Origin of the sequence: Ruminococcus hominis (assembly GCF_014287355.1) — a bacterium.
Classification (GTDB): domain Bacteria; phylum Bacillota; class Clostridia; order Lachnospirales; family Lachnospiraceae; genus Schaedlerella; species Schaedlerella hominis.
In genome coordinates, this window is sequence record NZ_JACOPE010000001.1 from 3,168,543 (window position 1) to 3,195,057 (window position 26,515).

The following is a 26,515-nucleotide window of genomic DNA, read 5'->3' on the forward strand; positions in this document are numbered from 1 at the left end:
TACACATTATTTTTCAAAAAGTGCTTCAAACTCACTTCTTGTAAGCTTTTCTTTTTCTAACAGTAACTGAGCACAGGACTCCAATACTGGATGGTATTCGTCTAACAGAGCTTTCGCTTTTTCATAACAGTCATCTATAATGCGTTTTACTTCTTCATCAATTGTTGCTGCAACCTTCTCACCATATCCCCTTGATGAAGCATGACCGAAATCTCTTCCGATAAATACTTCGTCACTGTCATTATCATAATTAATCAGACCAAGCTTTTCTGACATACCGAATTTCGTGATCATTGATTTTGCAATTGCAGTCGCCTGTTTAATATCCTGGGATGCACCTGTTGTGATATCATCAAATATCTGTTCTTCTGCTACACGACCACCCAGTGATACGATAATTTCCTGTAACATATGTCCTTTTGTATTGAACATATCATCTTTTTCCGGAAGTGGCATTGTGTAACCACCTGCACCACCTGTCGGTACGATAGATACGCTGTATACAGGTCCTACATCCGGCAGCACATGGAAGAGAATTGCATGACCTGCTTCATGGTACGCCGTAATCCTGCGTTCCTTCTCAGATACAATACGACTCTTCTTCTCAGGTCCGATACCGACTTTTACAAACGCATGACGAATATCAGCCTGTTGAATATACATACGGTTTTGCTTTGCTGCGAGAATTGCAGCTTCATTTAACAGATTTTCCAGGTCTGCTCCGGTAAATCCTGCTGTTGTCTGGGCAATCTGTTTCAAATCCACGTCATCTCCAAGTGGCTTATTTCTTGCATGAACTTTAAGAATCTCTTCACGGCCCCCGACATCCGGACGGCCAACAATAACATCTCTGTCAAATCTTCCCGGACGAAGGATTGCAGGGTCCAGAATATCTTTTCTGTTCGTTGCAGCCATTACGATGATTCCTTCATTAACTCCGAAACCATCCATCTCTACAAGCATCTGGTTCAGTGTCTGTTCTCTCTCATCGTGACCGCCACCGAGACCACTTCCACGTCGTCTTGCCACTGCATCTATCTCATCGATGAAAATGATACATGGTGCATTTTTCTTTGCATCCTGAAACAAATCTCGCACACGTGATGCACCGACACCGACAAACATCTCCACAAAATCAGAACCTGAAATTGTAAAGAATGGTACTCCGGCTTCTCCCGCAACAGCTTTTGCCAACAATGTCTTACCTGTTCCCGGAGGTCCCTCAAGCAATACACCTTTCGGAATTCTTGCTCCGACTTGAACATATTTTTTTGGATCTTTCAGGAAATCTACGATTTCTTCAAGTTCTTCTTTTTCCTCTTTTAATCCGGCAACATCTTCAAATGTTACCTTCTTTTCACCAGGAGCACTCATCTTCGCACGACTCTTCCCGAAATTCATGGCTTTTGCGTTCGAACCGCCTCCTGCCTGTCTGTTCATTAACATAAACAAGAACATCACAACTAATGCCGTCAACATAACCGGCAATACTGTTGTCTCAAAAATTCCTGCTTCCGCTACATCCGGCATCTTATAATCTATATCATATTTACTGAGAAGCTCCTGCACCTTATTCACATCTGATACATTCACTTTCCCTGCTGAGCCACTATTCTTTAACACAAATGACACTGAGCCGGTTGGTACAGTCCGGTTCTGGTTAATTGTTACGTCACTGATGTTGCTATCCTGGACTTCCTGTACAAATCTTGTGTAAGTCACTTCCTGCCCCTGAGCCTGGATCCGGCTTGCAAACCAAAGTGCAAAAAGCACTGCTATGATGACTACAAAGAATGTTACGCCAGTGCCTTTATACTTCTTGCTGTCATTATTCAATTTAATATGCTCCTCTCTACTCCAGACCTTCCACTACTCCGATGAAAGGCAGGTTTCTATATTTCTGTGCGTAGTCCAGACCATATCCTACTACGAACTCATCTGGAATATTAAATCCAACATAATCTACTTTCACGTCTTTCACGCGACGTTCCGGTTTGTCTAATAATGTACACAAATGAACGCTTTTTGGATTTCTCTTCTTCAAAATATCAATCAGATAGTACAATGTACGTCCGGAATCAATGATATCCTCTACGATCAACACATCTTTTCCTTCAATTGCTTCATCCAGATCTTTCACGATTTTTACAACTCCGCTGGATTTTGTATCATCACCATAACTGCTGACACTCATAAAGTCCATTGATACAGGCACAGAAATTCTCTTTGCCAATTCACACATGAAGAAGACTCCGCCTTTCAGTACGCAGATTAAATGTACCTGCTTTCCTTCATAATCTTTACTAATCTGTTTTCCCAGCTCTACGATTCTCTCGTCTACAGCTTTTTCAGATACTAACTCTCGAATTGTTTCTGCCATTTTCTTTTCCTCCATCACTTTTGTATGTTTCTACTTCAATTTGTAGAATCCACTTAGTTGACTGCTTCACTTGATAAGCCTGGCTCATCCGGTGTCCCAAAACCCATAAAATATCATTGTTCTCTGCGAGCAACAATTGACTGTCTCTTACCTCTTTCGGGATTTTTTCATCTACAAACCAACTCTTTAGTTTTTTTTGATGACCTTTTTCATCAATTACAATATTATCGCCTGCCTGTCTTGTTCTAATATACAGACTGCTCTTTATTATATCATAATCAAACCATTTCGTGTATATTTTTTGTGGTATATCCTTTATTGAAAGATTTTTAGGCTTTTCCAGTATTTTACATCGAACTTTAAGATTCCTGTCTGCAAGTATGATTTCCCCCGGAATGTTCAATTCACTCATGCATTCCTGCATGATTTCTGCTTTCTTTTCTTCCCCGGACGAATATGTTCTTCTTTTCTCTAACCGGATTCCTTCATAATTTCGTTTTGCATGCATTTCATAAGGAAGATCCAGTGTCCGTCCTACTTGCTTATTCATTAACTCCATCATCACATCGACATGTTTGTGGCTCAAATCTCTTTTTTTGCCCCCCACTTGTTCCATGCCTTTTCGGATCACCATTTTCTTTATCAATTCCGGAAATGTTTCAAAGGAATTTTGCTGAATTTGAATCCAACATGCTTTTTCAGAATGTTCCTGTACACATTCTTGATATGCAGCCTCCACTTGTTCCTGCATATATTCCTGGAGCTCCCATATCTGCTCCATTGTTTCATTCATATGCCGGACTGCAGCCGAATTGACCTGTTCTTCTAAAATCGGGAGTACCAGATGCCGCAATTTATTTCTTGTATAATCTGTCCCTGCATTCGTTTCATCAATACAATAGGATTGCTTTCTCTTGGAAAGATATTCTTCAATCTCTTTTCTGTTCATACATAGCAGCGGACGGATAAATTTTCCATTAACCGGACGGATTCCTCCTAGTCCGTCTAACCCGGTTCCTCGTGACAGATTCCAAAGCAGTGTCTCTGCATTATCATTTTGATGATGTGCTAATGCAATTTTATTTCCTCCGTATTTTTGGCACACACTGTCAAATGCTTCTCTCCTCACCATTCTCCCGGCTTCCTCCAAAGATTGTTTCCTCTTTTTCGCAATTGATTCCAGATTCACACGGAAAATTTCCAATGGGATTCGATGCTGCTCGCACAATGCTTCTACAAATCGCTGATCTTGGTCTGCTGCCTCTCCTCTAAGCCCATGATGTACATGCACTGCAATTAAATCAAACCCTATTTTTTCTCTCAATTCTAAGAGCATCAAAAACAGGCATACCGAATCTGCACCTCCCGATACACCTGCAATCACCTTATCGCCACAGGTGAGCATATGATATTTTTGGATAAATTTTTCTATTCGTTTCATAAGTAAACTATACTCAATCTCCCCGAAAAATGCAACAATCCCTTAATATTTCCAAATTCCGATAACCAATACGGTCATATCATCTTCAGGCGGTTTGCCTGTCCAATTCAATACTTGTTTTAAAATGTGTTGTGCCATTTCTTTCGGATTTATGATTGCAGTTCCTTTTATAATCGTTTCCAATAACACATCCTGCTCCCCTACCGGCAGCGCATCCATAATTCCATCGGTAACCATAATCACAAAATCACCATCTTCCAACTGTCTTTTTGCGTGATCTACGTCCAGCTTATGAACCACTCCTATCGGCAGACTAGTTGAACGCAAGTGCTCGATGCTATCTTTCTTTTTAATAAATGTCGACGATGCGCCGGCTTTTAAAAACTCACATATGCCGCTATACAAATCAAACACACACATATCTATTGTAGAATAATGTATCTCTTCCCGTCCCATTACCAGTGTTGTGTTAATCATCTGAATTGCCATTTTCTCAGGAAATCCTGCTTCAAGCAACTCCTCCAATAACTCAATCACCAATGTACTCTCGCGGCATGCCCGCTCTCCCGAACCCATTCCGTCTGACAATGCAACTCCCTGCTTTCCTCCCGGAAGATCCAGCATCATAAAATTATCGCCTGATATTTCACAGCTTCCTTTTCCGACTTTTGCAACTCCCTGCAACGTGTAATACTCCGGTCCTTCCATGCATACTACCGTAATGTATTCCCGACCCATTATTTGTGCCTGTTCCTTTGCGGGAGTTAGTTTTCGTCTGGCAGCAATCGAAATTTCTTTCACAATCTCACGGACTGTAAAACATTGCTCATACATTGCTCTTGCTGTTACATGGATTTCATATTTCCCTTCCGAATTCATAAAAAAATCAGTTTTTAACACCCGGACTCCTTTTTTCTTTAGTGCCTCAATAATTCTTTTTTCCAGCCATTCATCATGGAAAATACTATCCTCCATTTCCTTTGCGGTCTGACGTATCATTTCGGCAAATGTGTCCATCTGGATCGCACATCCCTCTCTGCTTAATGCCATCCTGTTTGTCCACATCATGTTCTGCCGGGCCGCTTGAAATGCCTCTAACATTTCTCTTAGAAATCGCGGAGCACGAATACAGCACTGTTTCAGCTTACGCTTCGTTTCTACATTCATTTCATCTCCATAATTATCTACCGCCGATAATATTTCATACCCCATCTGGCATGTGTGTACATAATTTTCTCCCCAGCACCAGTCTCTTTTTTCACATTTTGTGCAGACATGCTCTTTCACTTGAGCAAACATCGCATCAATCTCATCATTTGTAAAAGATTTTTTCTTATTTTCCATTTTCAGAAATGTATTCGCCAATTGTGTAAGTGAATCTGCAAACTTTTCTATCTGTGCCACGTATGGGCTTGTATGAAGCATCTGTCCTTCTTCCATTTTATTATGTCACCTCCAAAAAGAATGTGCTTTGCACATTCAAGCACCTGCGGCGGCCGCTTGCGACATTTACATTGTACGCCGCAGTGCGTATCCTGCCGGAGGATTTTTATTACATAAGAAATAAATTTTCCTAATGTAATAAAAAACTCCGGAGTTCTCTCCGGAGTTTTTCGTTCGTGTTTTTATTTTTCTATATTCAATTCGTCTGCTTGAAAAGGATCTCATTCGGATCCACTAAGCCCAGTTTATCTTCCGCAACTTCTCTTATGTAATCATCAGTCTTAACATAATCCTGATATTCTTTTATCTCTTTTGACCGTTCTTCCTCTTTCTTTATCTGGGCTTCCAATTCAGCTTCCTGCTGTTTATAGTCTTGATTTTTTGAATAAATAGAGATGGAACCTATGCCAAATACTAATGTTAACACTGCCAATCCTACGCAGATTATCTGTACACTTTTCATATGCGGACGAGCTGTTCTTTTTTTCTTATGGCCCTGCTTTCCTGCTTTTTTATTATTCATAACTGCACTCACCTTACTTTGCGAACTACATGTTACGTCCCTTCTACTTTTCTATACCGCTGCTTGTGTTTTTATAATATCTGGTTTGATGTTTATTTTCAAGTAATTTTTACATATTTCTTAAGAAATTGTTACATTGACATTGCTGTTCACTCCCGTGTTAATCACTACGCTGATTGGCACGGAGGATACATATCAGAAAACTTTTCGTTTCACAAACCATGCACTTACACTTCCCAAAATCACTCCCAGAAGGAAAAACCATCGTATCGTTCCATGCGTTGTGCGATACATCTGTCTAAACAAATAACCCCCGGTTCCCATCCAGAACAAAAAATCTTCCAAATTTATCATTACAATTGAATGTCGTATTAACTTTCTCATCTGGATCAACACTTGATAAACAATAAATAAAATGCAGCCAGACAGCCACGCATAGAAAAAAATAACAGCTTCTGTTCTAATTCCAAGCATCATAGGCATTTCCTATTTAAATAATTTTGTAAACAAATTTTCATTTGGATGCCCTGTTTGATTTGTATCGGAATAAATAATACTGTCTATATTGCCGGCAATATCTATCTCTCCCTTTTCCACGCTAAGCCTATTTACATGCAGGTCCGTACCTTTGACCAGCAACATGCCTTGTTCGGTCTCAAGCACAACTTCATTTAAATCAAAGGATAATACGTCAAGCACACCAGTCACCATACTTGTCTTTCGATTATTGATGACCAGCTTGTGTGCCTTTGCAATCTGCCTTTCTTCCACACAAACTCCCCCTCTCTCAATATCTCCAAAGCATGTTTTCCATGTCTGGATATGTCAGGAGTTTCTCAACCTTTCGAGATTGAAAGTATCTCCATTCAAATATATATGAAAGAGTTTTAAATTTTATGTCTTTTTATTTTTTACAAATAACGGAACAAATCTTTTGCTTCTTCTTTCTTTGTTGTATCCTGAATATCCAAAACTTCTACTTTAACTGTCTTTGTTCCAAACTGGATTTCTATAATATCTCCGACCTTTACCTTTACAGAAGCTTTTGCGACAACTCCGTTCACCAGAACTCGTCCCGCGTCGCAGGCTTCATTCGCAACTGTTCTTCGTTTGATCAAGCGGGAAACCTTCAAAAACTTATCTAATCTCATCTTATCTTTCCTTTTCTTTAATCCCTTTTTTAGGAGAAAGAGGCAGAGGATATAACCCTCTGCCTCTTTCTCCTTTATTTACAAGGCATCCTGCGATGCCTGCTTTTCATCTATTCGTCTTAGTTTACAGCATCTTTCAGAGCTTTTCCAGCTTTGAATTTTGGTGCGTTGCAAGCGCTGATTGTCATAGGCTCACCTGTCTGTGGGTTCTTACCTGTTCTTGCTGCTCTCTTGCTTACTTCAAATGTTCCAAATCCAACTAACTGAACTTTCTCTTCTTTTTTCAGTTCTTCAGTAACAACATCGATAAAAGCCTTTACTGCTTTTTCTGAATCTTTCTTAGAAATTTCTGCTCTTTCTGCGATTGCTGCGATTAATTCTGTTTTGTTCATATGAATATTTCCTCCTTTTTATTATAGTAGAATTCTAATTCTAACCGGGTAAAGGCTCTTCTTCGCCGTTTCTCGGCTTTGCCCTTAGATACTGTTATACAATTTCCACTACTATTTGTCAAGCATTCTACGCTTAAAAAACGGCGAAAACACGTGGTTTTTGCCGTTTTTTCCACCTCCTATAACCGAAAGTCAAATATCACTTCTAAAAATCGTAGTTTTTCCTGATTTTGAGCTACTGCAAGCTCAAGTTTTTCGACATTTTTCTCTGGCATCCACGCCTTATTGGAATGATAATAAGCATTCACAATTTTCCAAAATTTCTCCGGATAAGCTATTTTCAACGCAATATATTCTAGTTCTTCTTTCTGCAGTGTCCTCACACTGTTATACCGGCTTAAAATTTCATTTCCAAGTACAACACTCCAATGATATTTTTCCATAACTTTCCGCAAAAAATAATACAAATCCAACACCTGCACGTCTCTTCTAAAATGTTCAAAATTGGTTGTCACAACCTTTTGAGGAAGCAAGAGCACATTATGATAATTGTAATCTCCATGGATTAACAAACCTTCTTCAACGCTCGATTTATAAAGCTCATCATATTTGGAATTTGCAAGACGTTCCTCCACCGCTTTTCCCGTCTCATACATTTGCTCAAAGGATTTTAAATACATTGCTTCAAATGTCCCTTTATTCACGCGTTTCCGCACAAATGCCCTCACCTTTTTCAATTCGCGGTTATGACATATCATTTCTTCTTTCAAATGTCTTCCCGCCGGCGGTCGTATCTCCTGTTTTTCCTCTACACTGCATATGTCTCTCCATTTCATATCAAGGTGCAAGTGTGCCAGATTTTCTGCTGCCATAAGCACATCTGCTTCACGCCGTACTTCACACTCTCTCCCGTCATACCATTTTTTCAGCAGATACCGGCTTCCATCTCTCGCGGTACTGACCAATTTATTTTCCGAATTCAGTATCGGTGTGTCCACATATTTGCCACTCTCTTCAAGCTGGCATAATAGCGTATAAAATAAGAGGGCACGTCTGTCAGAGATTTTTGTCTCTTTTAACAGCATCGTTCCCTCTTTCGTGTTGATAAAAAACGCACCCCTGATTTTACGGGTGCTTTCTGCCTCAATTGGATATTGTTCTAAGATTTCTAATTCACTTTCTCTCATTGCTGCCCCCTACATTACACGATTCATAACTCTTTTTAATCTATGTAAGAGGCAGCCAAAGTATTCTTAAAGTCCAATCCTTTCTTTTACATACTCGCAAAGCAGCTCTTTTTTATTACATTGTGGATCATCAATAACCCACTCCAACAGCTCATTCAACATGTTACCAAGTTCTCTTCCCGGCTTCATGCCAATCTCCATAAGATCCTTGCCCGTAACTGCAAGGTCTCTAAGTGTCACACAATGCTCCTTGATCAAAGTATCCTGATAAATCTCTCGCATTGCAATGATATTTTCAATCTTTGCACGTCGCTGATATGAGCTTTGTGCTTTCACATCAGCCATACGAACTGCCAGATAATATGGGAATAATTCTACTCCTATACGATTCATGGCACGTCGTACGTTCGGTCCTGTCGCTTCGATACGATAATCATGATAGCATACCAGTTTTGTTACTTTTTTAATCGTATCATTATCCATCTTCAGGCGCTGCATGATGGAACGGGCTTTCTCCTCACTGCCGATTGAGTGCTCTTTAAAATGATCTTGTCCGTTTTCATCTGTCGTTTTTGCAAATGGTTTTCCCATATCGTGGAATAACATCGTCAGACGCAGTATCTTATCCTGCTTTACATTCATGATCGCATGAAGTGTATGCTCTGCCACATCATACATATGATGCGGTGTGTGCTGCTCCACCCCGACCATACGGTCCCATTCCGGAAGAATCACTCTTGTGATTCCCAACTCGTATGCATCCTTGAGACGCTCCGGATGATCTGACATAAGCAGCTTTATCAATTCTGCCTGTATTCTTTCTGCACTGATATTTTTCAATGACAGCACCTGTGAACGAATTGCATCTGCGGTATGTTCTTCAATTGCAAAATCCAACTGTGCGGAAAATCTCACTGCACGCAGGATTCGCAGAGCATCTTCTTCAAAACGTTCCTTCGGATCACCTACACAACGAATCAAATGATAATTCAGATCCTTCATTCCGCCAAATGCATCTACCAGACGAACATCATCATTATATGCCATTGCATTGATCGTAAAATCACGACGGCGCAAATCTTCTTCCAGCTTATTTGTGAAGATTACTTCCTTTGGATGGCGGCTGTCTTCATAAACTCCGTCAATTCGATATGTCGTCACTTCATACATATCTTTCCCCATAAGAACCGTTACCGTTCCATGTTCAATTCCAGTATCTACTGTTCTCGGAAAAAGTGCTTTTATTTCTTCCGGCTTTGCAGACGTAGTGATATCCCAGTCCTGAGGTTCTTTTGCAAGAATTGAATCTCTCACACATCCTCCAACCGCATATGCCTCATATCCATGCATCTGTAAATTTTCAATAATCTCTGTCACTTTGCCAGGTAACGTAATCTTCATATAATTTCTGTTCTCCTCTTAGCCTTATAATTCGCAGTTATTTACTGTTCTTGGGAATGGAATTACGTCACGAATGTTTGACATACCTGTCAGATACATTACACAACGCTCAAATCCAAGACCAAATCCTGCATGACGTGTAGAACCATATTTTCTAAGATCCAAATAGAACTGATAGTCCTTCTCTTCCAGCCCAAGCTCTTTCATTCTTCCAAGGAGCTTGCCATAGTCATCCTCTCTCTGGCTTCCTCCGATAATCTCACCAATTCCCGGTACAAGACAGTCTACTGCTGCTACAGTCTTACCATCTTCATTCAGTTTCATATAAAATGCTTTGATTTCCTTTGGATAATCTGTAACAAATACAGGACGTTTATAAACCTCTTCTGTAAGATAACGCTCATGTTCTGTCTGCAGATCACATCCCCAAGATACTTTATAATCAAATTTATCGTTATTCTTCTCAAGAATCTCTACCGCTTCTGTATATGTTACTCTTGCGAAATCAGACTCTACAACGTTCTTCAGACGCTCGATCAGTCCTTTATCTACAAATGAGTTGAAGAAGTTCATCTCTTCCGGAGCCTGTTCCATCACATAATTGATAACATATTTCAACATAGCCTCTGCCAGCTCCATGTCATCTTCCAAATCTGCGAATGCAATCTCTGGCTCGATCATCCAGAACTCTGCTGCATGTCTTGTTGTATTAGAATTCTCAGCTCTGAATGTTGGTCCAAATGTGTAAATGTTACGGAAAGCCTGTGCATAAGTCTCACCATTAAGCTGACCACTTACTGTAAGGCTTGTTTCTTTACCAAAGAAATCCTGACTGTAATCTACTGTTCCGTCTTCGTTCTTTGGAAGATTTTCCATATCAAGTGTTGTTACTCTAAACATCTCTCCTGCACCTTCACAGTCACTTCCTGTGATTAACGGAGTGTGTACATATACAAATCCTCTCTCCTGGAAGAACTGATGAATTGCATATGCTGCCAGAGAACGTACACGAAATACTGCCTGGAATGTATTTGTTCTCGGACGAAGATGCGAAATAGTTCTAAGATACTCAAAGCTGTGACGCTTTTTCTGCAGTGGATAATCCGGTGCTGAAGCACCCTCTACTGTGATTTCGTCTGCCTGGATCTCAAATGGCTGTTTTGCCTGTGGTGTTGCAACTAATGTTCCTGTCACTACGATTGCAGCTCCGACATTCTGTTTTGAGATTTCCTGGAAATTCTCCATCTTGTCATGATACACAACCTGAAGTGGTTCAAAATATGAACCATCATTTACCACGATAAACCCAAATGTTTTAGAATCACGGATACTTCTGATCCATCCACCAACTGTTACTTTCTTATCCAGATATTCTTCTCTGTTCTTAAATAACTCTTTTACTGTTATCAAATCCATATCAAAATACTCCTTTTTCTATCTTCAGTTACACAATATCAGTATTATAGCACTGCTCGTTTCTAAAGTGCAATGCTTTCAATACATTATTTACTCCAACTATCTTCTTTCGTGTTTCTTATTTTACATATCCTATAAATGTATTTCCGCTTCCTGCCACCATTGCTTCCATTGTCGCAGTATCTACCGTCTTGCCTTCGCCTGTGTCCGGATCAATATAAGTGACATTGTCTGTCGTATATCCAACCAGCAGAATCGCGTGACTTGCATCTGTCATAGCAATAACCGGTCTTCCTTTATTGATAATGTAAAGAATCTGGTTTAATGAACATCCTGTCAAATCCATTCGCTTTGCATCATACTGCTCCATATAATTTGTACATGCCTCCAATGAAGTCTGATCGTCCGCTTTCTTAAATGCCCCTACATCTGTACTGTACACCAGATCTCGGTTTCCTTTTTCCCAGACATAAGCCTGTTCCGAAGAAATCACAACACCGGAAACCTGCTCTGCTTTCTGGATTGCATAAGCGGCTTTATCATAAATTGCTACCAGCTCGCCCATACCATAAACATAATATTTATCCGAACGTATCTCATCATCAAATGCTATCGTAATCGACTTTGATGATACAACCTGCTTTGGTCTTAATATCTTCGGTGACATTTCCTCAATTCCATCCGCAAAGGTGAATCGCATCTGCCTTTCTTTTACGTCCGATGAAGTAATCTCCAGTGTGATATTATTCTTTTTACGTTCTTCATTACTCGTAATATAATCCTGGACCGCCGTAGTATAAGTATTCTCATTTCTCGTCAGACGATTTAGCGTTACCATATTAGAATCTACCAGTATATCGGAAATATATACACCTTCCTGTGCATATGTCTTCAACACCTGATTTGAAGAATCCCTGATTTCCAACTGATACATCGGTAAAATATCCTGCCCCGTAACCGTAGTCCCTTTATCCGATTCACGTATCCTTCCTACAATAAAGTCACCTGCAACAAAGCCAAGCGGACGGACAGCAGCTTCTTCATTCGCTTCAACTGTATAAGATTTTCCATTTGCCAGGTTCAACACTTCTACCTCTGTAGCTGTATTTAACGAACCATCTTTCTCATATGCGATCAAATGTCCATCCTCAGATACCACATACTGTCCTTCGTCCAGATCTTCTGCCAGTTTGGTCTGCTCATAATCTTCCATTGATACTTGATAAAACGTACCGCCTGCGAGTACATAAAGCATCTGTTGCTCTTCGTTAAAATATACCATCTTTCCAAGCTCGTCTTCCGCAATTGCAAATGACTTTGTACTCGGGATAAATGCCTTTTCCTGTACGGCATTTTTATTATCATCAAAGTAATAAACCGCAACACCAACCTGTCCTTCATATTCTCCACGATTCATATATCCATATACGGCAAATGTTATATTTCCCTTATTGTCCATTTGAATGATACGTACTGCATGCTGGTCATTTCTGGAACGTTCATCCTGCCCTTCCATATTAGCAAAGCTAAACACTTGTGATAATTCATTTGTATTTTTATTATATAACCACAAATCTCTCTCCTGGACAAATGCTACAATAGTTCCTTTTTTATTTGTCGCATAGGCAACATCCGAATTCGTCACGCCCAGCATAATACCATCTTTATCTATCACCTGCTTATTTCCGTTGAATATCTGGTTCATCGTTCTTGAATAATCCAGCAGATACATCTGCCCTGCATTACAACGCACACGGAAAAACTCTTTTACATTGTAAGTTTCCACTTCACCGCTGTCTCCGGTACATGTCACCTGATATCTTGCTAACAAAGACGTATATACTGTATTACATTCTTTGATGCTCCAGTCCACATCTGTTGACACTTGTGGATTTAAGTCTCCCCACTGTAAATGCGAAATATTCGAATGAATATTCACAGTCTGCAATGTTGTATTATCACTTTCTTCATTTGGCTCAAGATAAGCTTCCAGTTCTTCTGCATATTGTTTGTCAAATGTTTTCTCATGGATGCTTTTAGCAAAATTCAGACACTCTCTGGCTGAACGATTGAAATTCTGCTCGATTCTTGTGTAATAATAAACATCCTTATCTTCCAACGTTAAAGTTACTTTTAGAACTGCCTCCTGAATTGAATCGTCCACTGCACGACTTAAGTTTAACGTCACTTGCGATGATTCCGTATCCGAATTTCCACCATTCCATTCTTCAACATTTTCTTTCAGATAGCAGTCCTTTCCGTCAAGCGAATACGCCTCGTAAGAAATTTTCCGGATTTGCTCTCCATAGCTATAAAGATTCAACTGTAATGTCCTTGTTGCTGCCACCGGAGTGATCGTATCACGCATTGCTGTTATGTTCATCTCCGTAGTGTACCCTGGCAACGCATTTACCTCATTGTCATCTACAATGACCGATACCATCGGCAATGTCGGCTCCCCTAAGCTAATCGTCTGGTCATCGGTTCCCTTATTCATGACCAGACTGCTCACAAGTACTGCTGTTAAAAATATCAGGATGAGAATTCCTATTTTCATCCATTTCCTTGATTTTTTTCTTTTCTTCATATTCAGTTTTGACCCCTTATTTTTTTAATTTTGTTTTCATTTGGCTTCACCTGTCCATCTCTGCCTAATTAAGCAGTCTCCCCAATGTCGGTGATGCATGCAAAAATTCTTCGCATGCCTGAATCTGTTCTTTACATTGTTTTTCTTTCTTTATATGCTTCTCCTTTGACTTCACCGCTCGAAGTAAAATATTCTTCGGTGTGTGTTCCATATCTATAAATTCCAGAACCTGTGTATCATATCCCATACTTTCCAGATATTCTGCTCTCAGACCATCTGTCACAAGTGCTGCAAATCGCTCTTTTAGTAATCCGTATTTCATAATCGGAGCCAGAACCTCATTTTCAATCTGGCTGTTCAATTCATGCTGACAACAAGGAACTGAAAGTATGACTTTTGCATTCCAGCCAACAGCCTTTGCCAGTGCATAATCTGTTGCCGTGTCACATGCATGCAGTGTCACAACCATATCAACTTCATTGACACCCTCATAATCTGCAATATCGCCCTCTAAAAATGTCAGTTTTTCATATCCGTATTCCTTGCTCAATGCATTACAATGTGCGATAACCTCTGATTTCAAGTCTAGTCCGATGATGCGGATATCGTATTGCTTCAATTCATGCAGATAATAATACATTGCAAATGTCAAATAAGATTTTCCACATCCAAAGTCCAGAATTGTGATTTCTCTATCCTTATCCAGCTGTGGCAGGATATCCTCAATAAATTCCAAAAAGCGATTGATCTGCCGGAACTTATCAAACCGTGTTCTCACAATCTTGCCATCTTGTGTCATAACCCCAAGATCCTGTAAAAATGGTACCTTCATACCTTCCTGTAAAATATATTTTTTGCTTCGATTATGTGCCTGTATTTTGACGTTCCTGCTTATTTTTACAGCTCTTTTCTGTATTGTAACCTTTCCCTTTTTACTGATAAGTATCGTATAATCTGTATCTTTGGTTGCCATCTGCATTTGTTTAAATTCTTTCATATAATCAACAATTCTCTCAACTGCTGCATCCGGCTCCAGATTTTCATGAAATGCTTGTGTCTTCGAAAAAGATTCTAATTGCAAAAACAACCGGTCTTTCATCATTACCGGTCTGACTTTTACTTTTATAATTCCCTCTTTTGTACGGGGATTACTCAAAATAGCCTGTATAAAATCTATATTTAATGTTTCACATAACAATTTTTTTATATTTTCCATATTTACTCTTTCTATGTTTAAATTGTTACTGTTCACAGTACCTGAAAACAGTAAAATCAAATTTTCTATCGAATATAATTTTTCCTACTATCGGGTTTATTTTATCACAGAAGTTTTTTCGGGGCAACCGACAAGAGAGTGAGTTTATGGCTTTTTTACAAAATGTAAAAAGTCATAAACCCACTCTCTGTTATTTCTTTTTATCGACTTTCTTTAAGTGGTAATGTGATCGTCACCTTAAACAAATCACCATCCACATATACTTCAAATGTTCCACCTTGCATCTCTGTCAATGTACTTGCAATAGAAAGCCCGAGACCGCTTCCTTCTGTACTTCTTGAAATATCTCCACGGATAAATCGTTCTGTAAGCTCTTCCGCTTTAATATTCAGCTTCTGAGCGGAAATGTTTTTCAATGTAAATTCTGCCACTTCTTCTTTGATTTGCAGATCGGCATATACACGTGTTCCCGGCATTGCATATTTTGCCGCATTATTGAAAATATTTTCCAGAACGCGCCACATCCTGCGTCCATCTACATGAACAATAACCGGGGTTTCCGGAACAGATGCAATCACTTCCAAATCATTTGTCGACATCTTCTCTTCGATTTCGCCAATCGTCTGATTCAATATTTCCACAAAATTGACATCCATCATCTGCAGATTTATATTGCCACTGCTCACCTTTGATGCTTCTACCACATCCTCCGTCAATGTCTTTAACCTCTGAGACTTTTCCTCTAAGACTTTCAAATATCCCTGAATCTTTGGATCATCAATCTCTTCTCGCTTTAACAAATCCACATAATTAATAATCGATGTAAGAGGTGTTTTAATATCGTGCGACACATTTGTGATCAAATCCGTCTTCAGTCTTTCACTTTTGATTTTTTCATCTACAGCACGATTCAATCCATTTCCTATATCATTTATCATCTCCGCAGTATGTTTATATTCGCCCTTTAGTTTTTCTGTCGGTATCTGATATTCCAACTCTCCGGATGCAATTCTTCCAATTCCTTTTCGTATCTTATCCTTTGCAATTGCGTTTCGCACAATATAATATACCCCTACAATTTCCGCTACGAACATAAGGAAAATAAACAAACTGAAACCTGAGCTCATACCAAGCCAGTGAATACATACAAATCCAATAAACACTATAACTGCCCGCCAGGTAATACTTCGATTTCTCCAAAAATCGCAGAAAAATCTAACAATTGCACACAAGACTTTGATACACCATTTTAAAATGAAGTATAAAATACTATTTTTCCAGAGGATTCGTCCCTTAATCCTTCTTACCAGACTAAGATATCCCGCAAGGAACAATACCATACTCAGTCCCATATAAATCGTTACGAGCACATAATTCATTCCTGACAAAGAAAATGTATAATAATACTGTTGAGATGTGTTTCCCCAACCCACAGCATCGTAATAGGTTCCTTCCCAGCATTCTCCGACAAACATCGTTAGAAAAATCCATGGCACGATTACAAGTGCTGCTCCCAATTCGCTCTTCCAATAATCAAATGAATTCAAATGAAGTTCTTCATCTTCTGAATTTCGCCCTGCCACTGCTGTCAGCCAGACTATAATGATTAAACACAGTGCTGTGCCGACTATAATAAATGCACTTGCCATATTGATATATGGAGCATATTGCCGGTAATTTTGATTATATGTGTAAAATACGTCCTGAACCGGAAAATCTGTATCGACCGCTGCCACAAAAATATAATTGTCGGATTCTTTATTGTCTCCTTCTAAAATATGGAAGACTTCTTTCCATTTTCTGGCATCTGTATCTTTTAAGTTCGATTCAAAATCTGCCAACTTAGGCTTTACTACAACATACTTGCTATGCTCTTGTTTTTTTAATTCTTCTATGTTTTTATCTACATCACTATATTGTGTCCATGCACTATTATTTGTGTACACTTTCTTCGCCTGCTGATCCACAAGCAGATACTTGAAATTTGTATTTCCTTCCGAAAAATCTGTGGAATCTTTATATTCGCCATACTGTTCTGCATCATAAGCAATATTCTCCAATGAACTGCTCAAATCGTTGTATATCTTATTCAGCTTTCCATTTAACTTTTCATTTTCATTAATGAGTGTTAACAGATTTTTTGCACCAATCGGTGCAGCCTCTTCTTTTCCTATTGAAGAATCCCAGTTACCGTCATATAGCCAACAATCTGTGTAGAGAGTATTTCCTTTTTCATCTTCAATTCGGATGGTATCATAATAATTTGACATTCCCACGCCATAATTATAGGACAAATTATCATAAAATGTTTGCAGCTGACTATTCTCCTCTGCATTTTCCTCCGGTCGAAGCTGGGCTCCATTTAAAATAACCTTGAGTTTAGCATCATTGATCAAATTTTGGAATTCATTATAATAATAGTAATAGTATTTTCCATCTTTTTTCTTACAGACAATAATGCGATAATCATCCGCATCCTCACTGCTCGTTTCTTTTGCCTGTCCCCATGCTGCCAGCTCACCTAACTTGTATGCAACTCCGGAAGTATTCTCCCCGGATATCGTTCTGCTTTTTGCATACTCTGTAATATCTACAATCTTATCCGGATTATATTTGCCATCTGTCTCGAATTCGTCTTGTATATGAATCCTCTCCGCCACGTAGATTGCCGTCTGATACATTGTTTGCTCAAATGAATTTGCATTCTCATATTTTTTCTCTGCTCGTAGCTTTGCATCATATACTACACCATTCAAGCTTGCCAATAAAATAACACTGATTCCAAGCAATATTGCTGTAACAATCGCAACAAAAACCAATATCGCCTTTGTAATCGGTTTTTTATACCATTTCTTCATATAATCACACCCTTACCTCTTAATTTAGGAAACTGTACTTTATATTTACAGCTTTTCAATCTTATATCCGACTCCCCACACTACTTTTAGATAACGTGGTTCTCTCGGATTGATCTCAATTTTTTCCCGGATATGACGAATATGTACCGCCACTGTATTATCAGCTCCGATTGCCTCCTCATTCCATATTGATTCATAAATCTGGTTAATTGAAAATACGCTTCCCTGATTTTTCATTAATAATTTTAAAATATTGTATTCAATCGGTGTCAGTTTTACAGATTCCCCATCTACTGTGACCTGTTTCAAATCATCGTTCATCTGCAGTCCACCGGTCTCATAAATGGTATCCTTCTGTTCTTTTGCATTCCCGCCAAACTGGGTATACCTGCGAATCTGTGATTTCACACGTGCGACTAATTCCAACGGATTAAACGGCTTCGTCACATAATCATCTGCACCTACATTTAATCCTAATATCTTATCTACATCCTCTGATTTTGCCGATAAAATAATGATTGGAATACTATGCTTTTCACGAATCTTTAATGTTGCACGGATTCCATCCAGTTTTGGCATCATCACATCCAAAATTAACAAGTGCACTTCCTCTGTCTCCAACAGCTTTAATGCCTGTTCGCCATCATATGCTTTCAAGATATGATAGCCTTCCTGAGTCAAATAAATATCTATTGCCTCTACGATTTCTTTATCATCATCACATACTACGATGTTGTACATTCTTCATCACCTCCCTTACAGTATACATGATAGAATGAAAAAATTAAAAAGGTTTGGGGGAAATCTTATGATTTTATTAATGTTCCAATCACTGTTCCATTCATATGCTATTTTTGCTGCTTTTCTTTCAAGTCGAACGTCTGTGAGACTTGGCGCGTGATTCTGGTCAGCGGAGCTGACATATTCCTATCAGAATCACTGCGCATCCCCGCGGAGCGTTTATCTCAGTCGGAGATTGGACTCCGACTGAGATAAATTTCATATTTTCATAATATTTTTTCGATTTCTTTTATAGTTTTAACATATTTTAGACATATTTTCTGGATATAATAATCTCAGATAGTTGATACAGCAACTATCTCCCCCTCATAAAGTTAAGATATCTTGGACAGATTTCAAGATATCAAACTTTACTCTCATTCCTTTTAGTTAAATAGAAAACACGAAATCCGTTAGCCATAGTGGTTAACGGATTTTTGTTTGCCCACATATTATTCTTTTTCGGACTTTAGTTTCTAAGTTGTTTATAATTTTTCGATTTCTTTTATAGATTCAACATATTTTAGACACATTTTCTGGATATAATAATCTCAGATAGTTGATAAAACAACTATCTCCCCCCTCATAAAGTAGACATCGGGCGTAACTTCCCGATGTACACTTTACTCTCATTCCTTTAGATAACTATAAAAACACCAAAACCCGCTAGTCCTTGTGATTAGCGGGTTTTGCGTTGTATATATTATGTATATATCTCAAATCCTATATTCTATTTTCCATCCATGCCAGAATATCCTGATAAACTTGATCTCGGTCTGTCTCATTTAACAACTCATGCCGGTCTCCTGCATACAACTGTAATGTAACATCCCTGATTCCTGACTCTTTATACTTTTCATAAACCTTACGGACACCCTTTCCGCACTTTCCGGCCGGATCTTCTACTCCTGCAGCCATAAGGATTGGAAGATGTTTCGGAATCATAAATACATTCTCTTTCTTTTCCATTCGTGTCATGCCTTCTAGCATATTGCCGTATGCATTAACTGTAAAGTGGAAAGAACAAAGAGGATCATTGACATATTCCTGGAGCTTCTCATCATCACTGGTAACCCAGTCAGCTCTTGTCTTCGGATGTTTGAATTTCTTATTAAACGTTCCGATTACCATGTCCTCAACTAATTTACTTCTATAATGGTCGCCTTTTACTACTGCAATACCTTTACACAATACCTTTCCAAAATTCAATACCGGTATCGGACGTTCCGCAACAACTCCAATTAATATTGCACCTGCAAGTCCATTGCCGTACATCTGGATATATTGGCGCAAAAGGATTGAACCCATACTATGTCCTAACATAAAGTATGGAACATCCGGATATTTCTTTGTAGTCTTTGTTCGAAGCATATGCATGTCTGCAAGCAGACACGCATTGCCATATTCTTTTTGAAAATATCCATATTCTAGCTTACTCTGAACAGATTTACCATGTCCTAGATGATCGTTACCAACTACATAAATACCTTGTTCACTTAAAAACTGGGCGAATTCATCATAGCGATCTACATATTCTATCATTCCATGACAAATCTGCAGTACTGCTTTTATTTCCCCTTCTGGTTTCCATTCAATTGTATGGATTTCAGTATTACCATCTTTTGATGGAAAATAAAATTCATCTTTCATGTTAACCTCTACCTGTCATCTAATTTAATATAATCTCGATATGGTGCAAGCGGTTTGTATGCCGGTCGAATAATTTTATCTACATTCTTCAGCTCTTCGAGACGATGTGCACTCCATCCAACGATACGTGCAGCTGCAAAAATTGGTGTATATAATGCTGGTGGAAGATCTAACATGCTATATACCAGGCCACTGTAAAAATCAACGTTGGCATTAACACCCTTATACATCTTACGTTTTTGTGCAATTACTTCCGGTGCCATCTTCTCTACTTTCTCGTATAATGCATACTCTTTCTCGCAGCCTTTTTCAATTGCAAGCTCTTTTACAAACTTCTTAAATATCTCAGCACGTGGGTCTGATACAGAATAAATCGCATGTCCCATTCCATAAATCAGTCCTTTGCGGTCAAATACTTCTTTATTCAGCAGCGCTTCCAGATAACCTCTGACCTCATCATCATCTGTCCAATCTTTCACACAGAACTTCATATCTTCAAACATCTGCGTTACCTTAATATTCGCACCGCCATGCTTTGGTCCTTTTAAAGAAGCCATTGCTGCAGAAATAGTAGAATATGTATCTGTTCCCGAAGAAGTAACCACATGGGTTGTAAACGTTGAGTTGTTACCACCGCCATGGTCCATATGCAGAACCAGGGCCATATCCAGAATCTCTGCTTCCAGTGCGGTATACTGTCGATTTTCACGAAGCATCATCAAAATATTCTCTGCCGTTGATAATGACGGATCTGGTGCATAAATATATAAATCCTGACCTCTTCGATAGTTATACGCATGATACCCATATACCATCAACATCGGAAACTGAGCAATCAAATTCAGGCACTGACGTAAAACATTAGGAATATCTGTATCGTCTGCCTTCACATCATAAGAATATAATTGTAAAATACAGCGTGAAATATTATTCATCATATCTCTGCTCGGTGCTTTCATAATTACATCTCGAACAAAGTTCGGCGGAAGCATCCTGCGCTGTGCTAACATCTGCTGAAAATCTTTTAATTCTGTCACATTCGGCAATTCACCAAAAAGGAGCAAATATGCGGTCTCTTCAAATCCTGAATGCTTGGCATCCAAAAATCCTTTTACCAAATCTTTGATGTTATATCCGCGATAATAGAGATTACCTGCACACGGCACTTCTTCTCCGTCCACAATCTTCTTTGCACAAACATCTGATATATTTGTCAGTCCTGCTAATACACCTTTACCATTCAAGTCACGCAATCCACGTTTTACCTCATACTTTTCATATAAGTCTCTGTCGATTGCATTATTCTCCTCACACTTACGTGCTAATTGCTGGATTGCAGGAGTGTTGTTAAATAAAATGTCGTCTACATCTCTCATTGTTGCTCCTCCTTCACGTCGTATTCATTTCATTATACTAAAACTTTACCTATTATACAATGAATTGTATATTAAATTTTACACTAACAGGTTATAAAGTTTTTATATTTATTGCTCTGCACTCGATAAAATATTACTCAATCTTGCGAATTCCTCTAGAGTCAAAGCTTCACCTCGCACACTTGCTCCCTTACCAAGAGTTTCAATTGCAGCTTCAATTTCTTCTTTGCTAAATTGAATTTCGGGTGAGTTTTTCAAACCATTCACAAGCGTTTTTCGCCTCTGATTAAATGAGGCACGAATAATCCGGAACATCAATTTTTCATCTGCAACCTGTACCGGTGGTTCCTCATATCTCTCAAGACGGATTACCGCAGACCCGACTTTCGGACGAGGCATAAAACAGTTTGGCGGTACATTTGCCACTATATATGGTTTTGCGTAATACTGTACTGCAAGTGACAATGCTCCATAATCTTTTGTTCCCGGTCCGACCTGCATACGGTCTGCTACTTCCTTCTGTACCATAACCGTAATGCTCTTCAGGGGAACATGATTCTCAAATAATCCCATAATAATCGGTGTTGTAATATAATATGGCAGGTTCGCTACCACTTTGATCGGCTTTCCGTCATTTTCCTCTTCTGCTAATTTTGCAAGATTCACCTTTAAAACATCCTGGTTTATAATCTGAACATTGTCATATTCTGACAATGTATCTTCCAGAATCGGAATCAATGTCTTATCAATCTCTACTGCAACTACTTTCCCCGCTGCACATGCCAGATACTGTGTCATAGTCCCAATCCCTGGTCCAATCTCTAATACCATATCATCCTTTGTAATTTCTGCCGAAGCAATAATTTTATCTAATACGTGTGTATCAATCAAAAAATTCTGTCCAAATTTCTTCTGAAATGAAAAATTATATTTTTGTAATACAGCAATTGTATTTTGCGGATTCCCTAATGTAGGTTCTTTCATCAAATTTCTCCTCTTTTATATCCCCTGCTCTATACATCTAAGTTCTCACAGGATTTACTTTTATCTATCTAAGCCATAAAATTTTCTTGCATTCTCTTCTGTCACAGCAATCACTTCTTCCGTAGTAGTTCCTTTCAACTGTGCAATTGTCTGTGCCACATAAATCAGATTCGAAGATGCATTTCTCTTTCCACGATTCGGTTCCGGTGCAAGATATGGACAATCTGTTTCCAAAACAATATGCGACAATGGTACTGCTTTTACAACTTCCTTTAATTTTTTTGCATTCTTAAATGTCACAACGCCGCCAATACCTAACAGATAACCCATTTTGACATATTCTTCTGCCATCTCTTTTGAATACGAATAGCAATGAATAATCGCCTTCATATCAGCTGCATGTTCTTTCATAATCTCCATTGTATCCTGAGCAGCTTCTCTGCTATGAATGTTAACCGGCATATTTAGCTTTCTCGCCAGCTGTAGTTGACATATAAACCATTCTTTCTGAATTTCATGCTGCTCTTTATCCCAATAATAATCCAGTCCGATCTCTCCTACTGCCACGATTTTCTCTTCATGAAGTAATTGTTCCATCCGGGCAAAATTCTCTTCATTCAAATCACCCACTTCATCCGGATGTACTCCAATCATCCCATATACAAATGAGTATCTTCTTGTTAATTCAAGTACACGCTCCCAGGAATCTACCGTAGCACTTGCATCAACGATCGTTCCAACGCCTTGTTCCTGCATAGAACTTAATATCCGGTCTCTGTCCTCATCAAATTGTTTATCATCATAATGTGCATGTGTATCAAATATCATGTTAGTTATCCTTATATTCTTTAAACTTATCGTACATCTCTTCACCTGCCAGTTTGATGATATCCAAAATCTCATCCTCAGATATCTTCATATGTTCTGCAAGCTCACTCATCGTAATTCCACGGCCTTTTTCATCTGCCATTTTATGCAATGTCTCATCCAGATTGTTAACCTGGTTTTCCATCTTTTTATCACGGCGTTTTAATTCTTTATGCTCTTCCATCATCGCCAGAATTCCCTGTCTGATTTCCTGCTGAATAAATGCATCTGCATCATCTTCCGGAAGCATATCTAACGCTAAGATCAAACTGACATTCCCTTCCTGCACACAATCGCCAAGATAAATTCCTTCCTCATGAAGTTCTTTCGCAATCTCTACTACCTGTGGAAGATAAAGCTCTATCAATCTGCTCTTTGCAAGCGCATCCTGTGCAACTGCCTTCTTTAAAAGTTCTGCTCTCTCGCCCTCCTGCTCTTGCTTCATAGCTTTCAAATCTTCTGTATACTCCGCCAAATACTGCTTTTCTTCATCTGAAAATTTGCTCTCATCTATCTGTTCTGTTGTTTGCTGTTTATAATATCCTGACACAACAATCTTCTGCGACATCAAAAAATCATATACTAACAGCATCTGTTCCTCTGTCAGCCCATCCTCTGCAAAAAATTCTTTAATCTGTTCATTTGTCAAACGTTTATCCTGTACATCTGCCTGTTCCAGCAGCTCTTCTAATTTCTTACGAAACTGTGATTGATCAATCATATTTTCCTCCCGATAATTTTAAATCTATCCGATATAATGTATTTATTATATCGGATAGATTTGCATTTGACAATTCCAGAATCTTACTCTATAAAACGATATCGTCTACTTTCTTAAATCCATTTAATTCATATTTTTCGACTGTATTTCCAGATACGAGAAAAAAATATTCCCCTGCATACAGACCTCTTACATTTCCATAACCGGTCATTTCTCTTTCAAATAAACACTTAAAGCCCGATTCATCATAGGAAAAGATATAATATTTTGTATTCTCCCCATAAGCTACAAAACCAATCATATTTTTTTCGACATCTATCATTGCCGCCTTATACTCATATGTGACATTGGTCGAATAACAATCTTCCATTACATACTTCTGCACTTCCGCTACATCTTCCGGATTCGAAATATCAAACATGGATAATTTCACACCATTCGTAGTTGTACCTGTGTCATCAACATCCATTCCAATCCCCAGCAGCAACCCATCTCCATACGGATGCAGATATTCGGAAAATCCAGGGATTTTCAACTCCCCGATTATCTGTGGATTTTTTGGATCTGACAAATCTATTGAAAACAATGGATCTGTCTGTTTATATGTTACAACATAACCTGTTTTGCCAATAAATCTTGCAGAATAAACTTGTTCATCCTTTGCAATATCCTCAATCTTAGATAATTCATTCAATTTGTCATCCAAGATATAAAGATAATTAGTATCTTCTTGTTTCGCAATTTCTGAATCTGCTGAATCTCCAAACAAAACCAGTGGCATGATTCCTGAATCTCCATTTGAACTCACAGTCGTAACAAGACGAAGATTCCCCTCGTATTCATCTAAACTAAATGAATCATTCAATGTTCCGTCAATTCTTGTCTGTCCGACAGCTTTCAATATTCCGTCCTTATAAGAAATTTTTCTAATACATGTCTGAGTTACATCAGAGTCATCGGAATTATAATACGATTCACATACATAAATATTGTTCTTGCTGACATATACCAGTCCGGAACATCCAAAGATTGCTTTGCTGTCCACTTTTTCTTCCGGGTTCTTCAACGAGAAAGAACTTACCACTGTATAAGTATCACCCCTTACATACTGTGGCATACAAATATTACTGTCCTCTACTAATTTACCCTGTACACTCGGAACATATTCTCCAATCGCATCTCGTCCGTTTACAATGGATGCATTAAAATCACTTAATAAATATACATAATCTCCACTTACACGCATAGTGTTATAGTTCCCACTCTGCGTTACTTTTCCTTTAGACATTGGTTTATCCGGATTGCTGACATCATAAATCTCGGCTGTTGTTACAATGCGATAACTATATGAATCTGTTTCGTCCCCATAATAAGACTCTGTATAAACAACGACCAGTTGATCATCTTTAATATAAATTTCCCTAATATCTTGATTCTTCTCAAGGCGAATCGTAGCAGCCTGCTCCATATTCTGCTTCTCGATATTCACAATCTCTATTCTATTATTGTACATGGTATACAAATTCTTACCATCTGTCTTTACGATATCGCCCTCTCCGACTCCATCTTCTCTGACATTCGTATCTGAATAATCTGATGCTGTCACACCACTATCTACCGCTTGCATCACAGATGTGTCTGAGGATGCCACTGCTTTTTCCGATGAACTGTCCATGGATGCACCTTCAGCACTATATGTTGCAGCACCACCTCTTGCTTGCACTGACTGGCTCTCTTCCTGCGCTTTAACATAATCATAAACTTCATCATAATCTTTAGCCGATGCAATCTGGGTCCCCGCTGCTGCCTTCTCCGTGTTTTTTGATTTTGTTTTTTCCTTCAATGATGCCGTATAATTGGAATCTGACTTCTTATCCAACTCTACCCCTACAGCAGTTCCTCCTACTATCACCGCACAACATGCTGCTGCGATTGCTGTATATATCGGCTTCCATCTCTTTACCTTTTGTTCAGTATGTTCCCGCAGCATCAATTCGATTCGCTCCGGTTTTAACTTATCCGGAACTTCTATTTTATCTGCTTCTTCACGAAGCTCATTCCCTATCTTTCTGTCCTTCTCATCTTCAAACTGTTCTTCTGTAACATGACTTTTCAACTCTTTTCCGCTCATAATTCCAACTC

General features: G+C 38.8%; 22 protein-coding genes. All 22 read right to left on the reverse strand.

Features of this window, described 5'->3' with window-relative positions; genetic code table 11:
• Nucleotides 1-6: 6 nt before the first annotated feature.
• A complete protein-coding gene (ftsH, locus tag H8S40_RS14390) occupies nt 7-1,836 on the reverse strand; it encodes an ATP-dependent zinc metalloprotease FtsH (protein WP_117989958.1) in 1,830 nt (609 codons plus the stop codon).
• A 16-nt stretch (nt 1,837-1,852) separates the two neighbouring features.
• Nucleotides 1,853-2,380, reverse strand: a complete 528-nt coding sequence (gene hpt / locus H8S40_RS14395; protein ID WP_022075456.1) for a hypoxanthine phosphoribosyltransferase — start codon at nt 2,378-2,380, stop codon at nt 1,853-1,855.
• Nucleotides 2,349-3,821: a tRNA lysidine(34) synthetase TilS gene (gene tilS, locus H8S40_RS14400; protein ID WP_117989957.1), complete on the reverse strand. Its 1,473-nt coding sequence runs from the start codon at nt 3,819-3,821 to the stop codon at nt 2,349-2,351. Before tilS ends, hpt begins: the two co-directional genes overlap by 32 nt.
• Before the next feature lie 42 nt (nt 3,822-3,863).
• Nucleotides 3,864-5,261 carry a SpoIIE family protein phosphatase gene (locus H8S40_RS14405; RefSeq protein ID WP_186865482.1) on the reverse strand — a complete coding sequence of 466 codons (1,398 nt, stop codon included), beginning with the start codon at nt 5,259-5,261 and terminating at the stop codon, nt 3,864-3,866.
• A gap of 199 nt (nt 5,262-5,460) precedes the next feature.
• Nucleotides 5,461-5,787, reverse strand: coding sequence for an FtsB family cell division protein (locus H8S40_RS14410; protein ID WP_117989955.1), 327 nt, complete (start codon nt 5,785-5,787; stop codon nt 5,461-5,463).
• 195 nt (nt 5,788-5,982) lie between these two features.
• Complete coding sequence (gene yabQ / locus H8S40_RS14415) at nt 5,983-6,264, reverse strand: spore cortex biosynthesis protein YabQ (protein ID WP_186865483.1); 282 nt, start codon at nt 6,262-6,264, stop codon at nt 5,983-5,985.
• Between the two features lie 9 nt (nt 6,265-6,273).
• The gene (yabP, locus tag H8S40_RS14420) at nt 6,274-6,558 is read right to left on the reverse strand and encodes a sporulation protein YabP (protein ID WP_022075461.1); all 285 of its coding nucleotides are present in this window, start codon (nt 6,556-6,558) and stop codon (nt 6,274-6,276) included.
• A gap of 140 nt (nt 6,559-6,698) precedes the next feature.
• Nucleotides 6,699-6,938, reverse strand: coding sequence for an RNA-binding S4 domain-containing protein (locus tag H8S40_RS14425; protein ID WP_022075462.1), 240 nt, complete (start codon nt 6,936-6,938; stop codon nt 6,699-6,701).
• A 119-nt stretch (nt 6,939-7,057) separates the two neighbouring features.
• Nucleotides 7,058-7,330: an HU family DNA-binding protein gene (locus H8S40_RS14430; protein ID WP_022075463.1), complete on the reverse strand. Its 273-nt coding sequence runs from the start codon at nt 7,328-7,330 to the stop codon at nt 7,058-7,060.
• A 179-nt stretch (nt 7,331-7,509) separates the two neighbouring features.
• Entirely contained in the window at nt 7,510-8,517 is a 1,008-nt protein-coding gene (locus H8S40_RS14435) for a CotS family spore coat protein (protein WP_118737675.1), read from the reverse strand.
• A 66-nt stretch (nt 8,518-8,583) separates the two neighbouring features.
• Nucleotides 8,584-9,918, reverse strand: a complete 1,335-nt coding sequence (locus H8S40_RS14440) for a CCA tRNA nucleotidyltransferase (protein ID WP_186865484.1) — start codon at nt 9,916-9,918, stop codon at nt 8,584-8,586.
• Between the two features lie 24 nt (nt 9,919-9,942).
• On the reverse strand, nt 9,943-11,334 hold the full coding sequence (asnS, locus tag H8S40_RS14445; protein ID WP_186865485.1) for an asparagine--tRNA ligase: 1,392 nt from the start codon (nt 11,332-11,334) through the stop codon (nt 9,943-9,945).
• Nucleotides 11,335-11,452: 118 nt separating this feature from the next.
• Nucleotides 11,453-13,921: a C39 family peptidase gene (locus tag H8S40_RS14450; protein ID WP_186865486.1), complete on the reverse strand. Its 2,469-nt coding sequence runs from the start codon at nt 13,919-13,921 to the stop codon at nt 11,453-11,455.
• Nucleotides 13,922-13,985: 64 nt separating this feature from the next.
• A complete protein-coding gene (locus H8S40_RS14455; protein WP_117989950.1) occupies nt 13,986-15,137 on the reverse strand; it encodes a class I SAM-dependent methyltransferase in 1,152 nt (383 codons plus the stop codon).
• A 200-nt stretch (nt 15,138-15,337) separates the two neighbouring features.
• Nucleotides 15,338-17,995 (reverse strand): histidine kinase dimerization/phospho-acceptor domain-containing protein, encoded by a 2,658-nt coding sequence (locus H8S40_RS14460; protein WP_186865487.1) that lies wholly within the window; start codon nt 17,993-17,995, stop codon nt 15,338-15,340.
• A gap of 45 nt (nt 17,996-18,040) precedes the next feature.
• The gene (locus H8S40_RS14465) at nt 18,041-18,736 is read right to left on the reverse strand and encodes a response regulator transcription factor (protein ID WP_186865488.1); all 696 of its coding nucleotides are present in this window, start codon (nt 18,734-18,736) and stop codon (nt 18,041-18,043) included.
• 762 nt (nt 18,737-19,498) lie between these two features.
• Nucleotides 19,499-20,425 (reverse strand): alpha/beta fold hydrolase, encoded by a 927-nt coding sequence (locus tag H8S40_RS14470; RefSeq protein ID WP_022075471.1) that lies wholly within the window; start codon nt 20,423-20,425, stop codon nt 19,499-19,501.
• Between the two features lie 8 nt (nt 20,426-20,433).
• Nucleotides 20,434-21,801 carry a citrate/2-methylcitrate synthase gene (locus H8S40_RS14475; protein ID WP_186865489.1) on the reverse strand — a complete coding sequence of 456 codons (1,368 nt, stop codon included), beginning with the start codon at nt 21,799-21,801 and terminating at the stop codon, nt 20,434-20,436.
• Nucleotides 21,802-21,909: 108 nt separating this feature from the next.
• Nucleotides 21,910-22,785 (reverse strand): 16S rRNA (adenine(1518)-N(6)/adenine(1519)-N(6))-dimethyltransferase RsmA, encoded by an 876-nt coding sequence (gene rsmA, locus H8S40_RS14480; protein WP_186865490.1) that lies wholly within the window; start codon nt 22,783-22,785, stop codon nt 21,910-21,912.
• Between the two features lie 60 nt (nt 22,786-22,845).
• Nucleotides 22,846-23,613 carry a TatD family hydrolase gene (locus H8S40_RS14485; protein WP_186865491.1) on the reverse strand — a complete coding sequence of 256 codons (768 nt, stop codon included), beginning with the start codon at nt 23,611-23,613 and terminating at the stop codon, nt 22,846-22,848.
• 1 nt (nt 23,614) lies between these two features.
• On the reverse strand, nt 23,615-24,373 hold the full coding sequence (locus H8S40_RS14490; RefSeq protein ID WP_022075475.1) for a hypothetical protein: 759 nt from the start codon (nt 24,371-24,373) through the stop codon (nt 23,615-23,617).
• Nucleotides 24,374-24,461: 88 nt separating this feature from the next.
• A complete protein-coding gene (locus tag H8S40_RS14495) occupies nt 24,462-26,504 on the reverse strand; it encodes a beta-propeller domain-containing protein (protein WP_186865492.1) in 2,043 nt (680 codons plus the stop codon).
• Between the last annotated feature and the right edge of the window lie 11 nt (nt 26,505-26,515).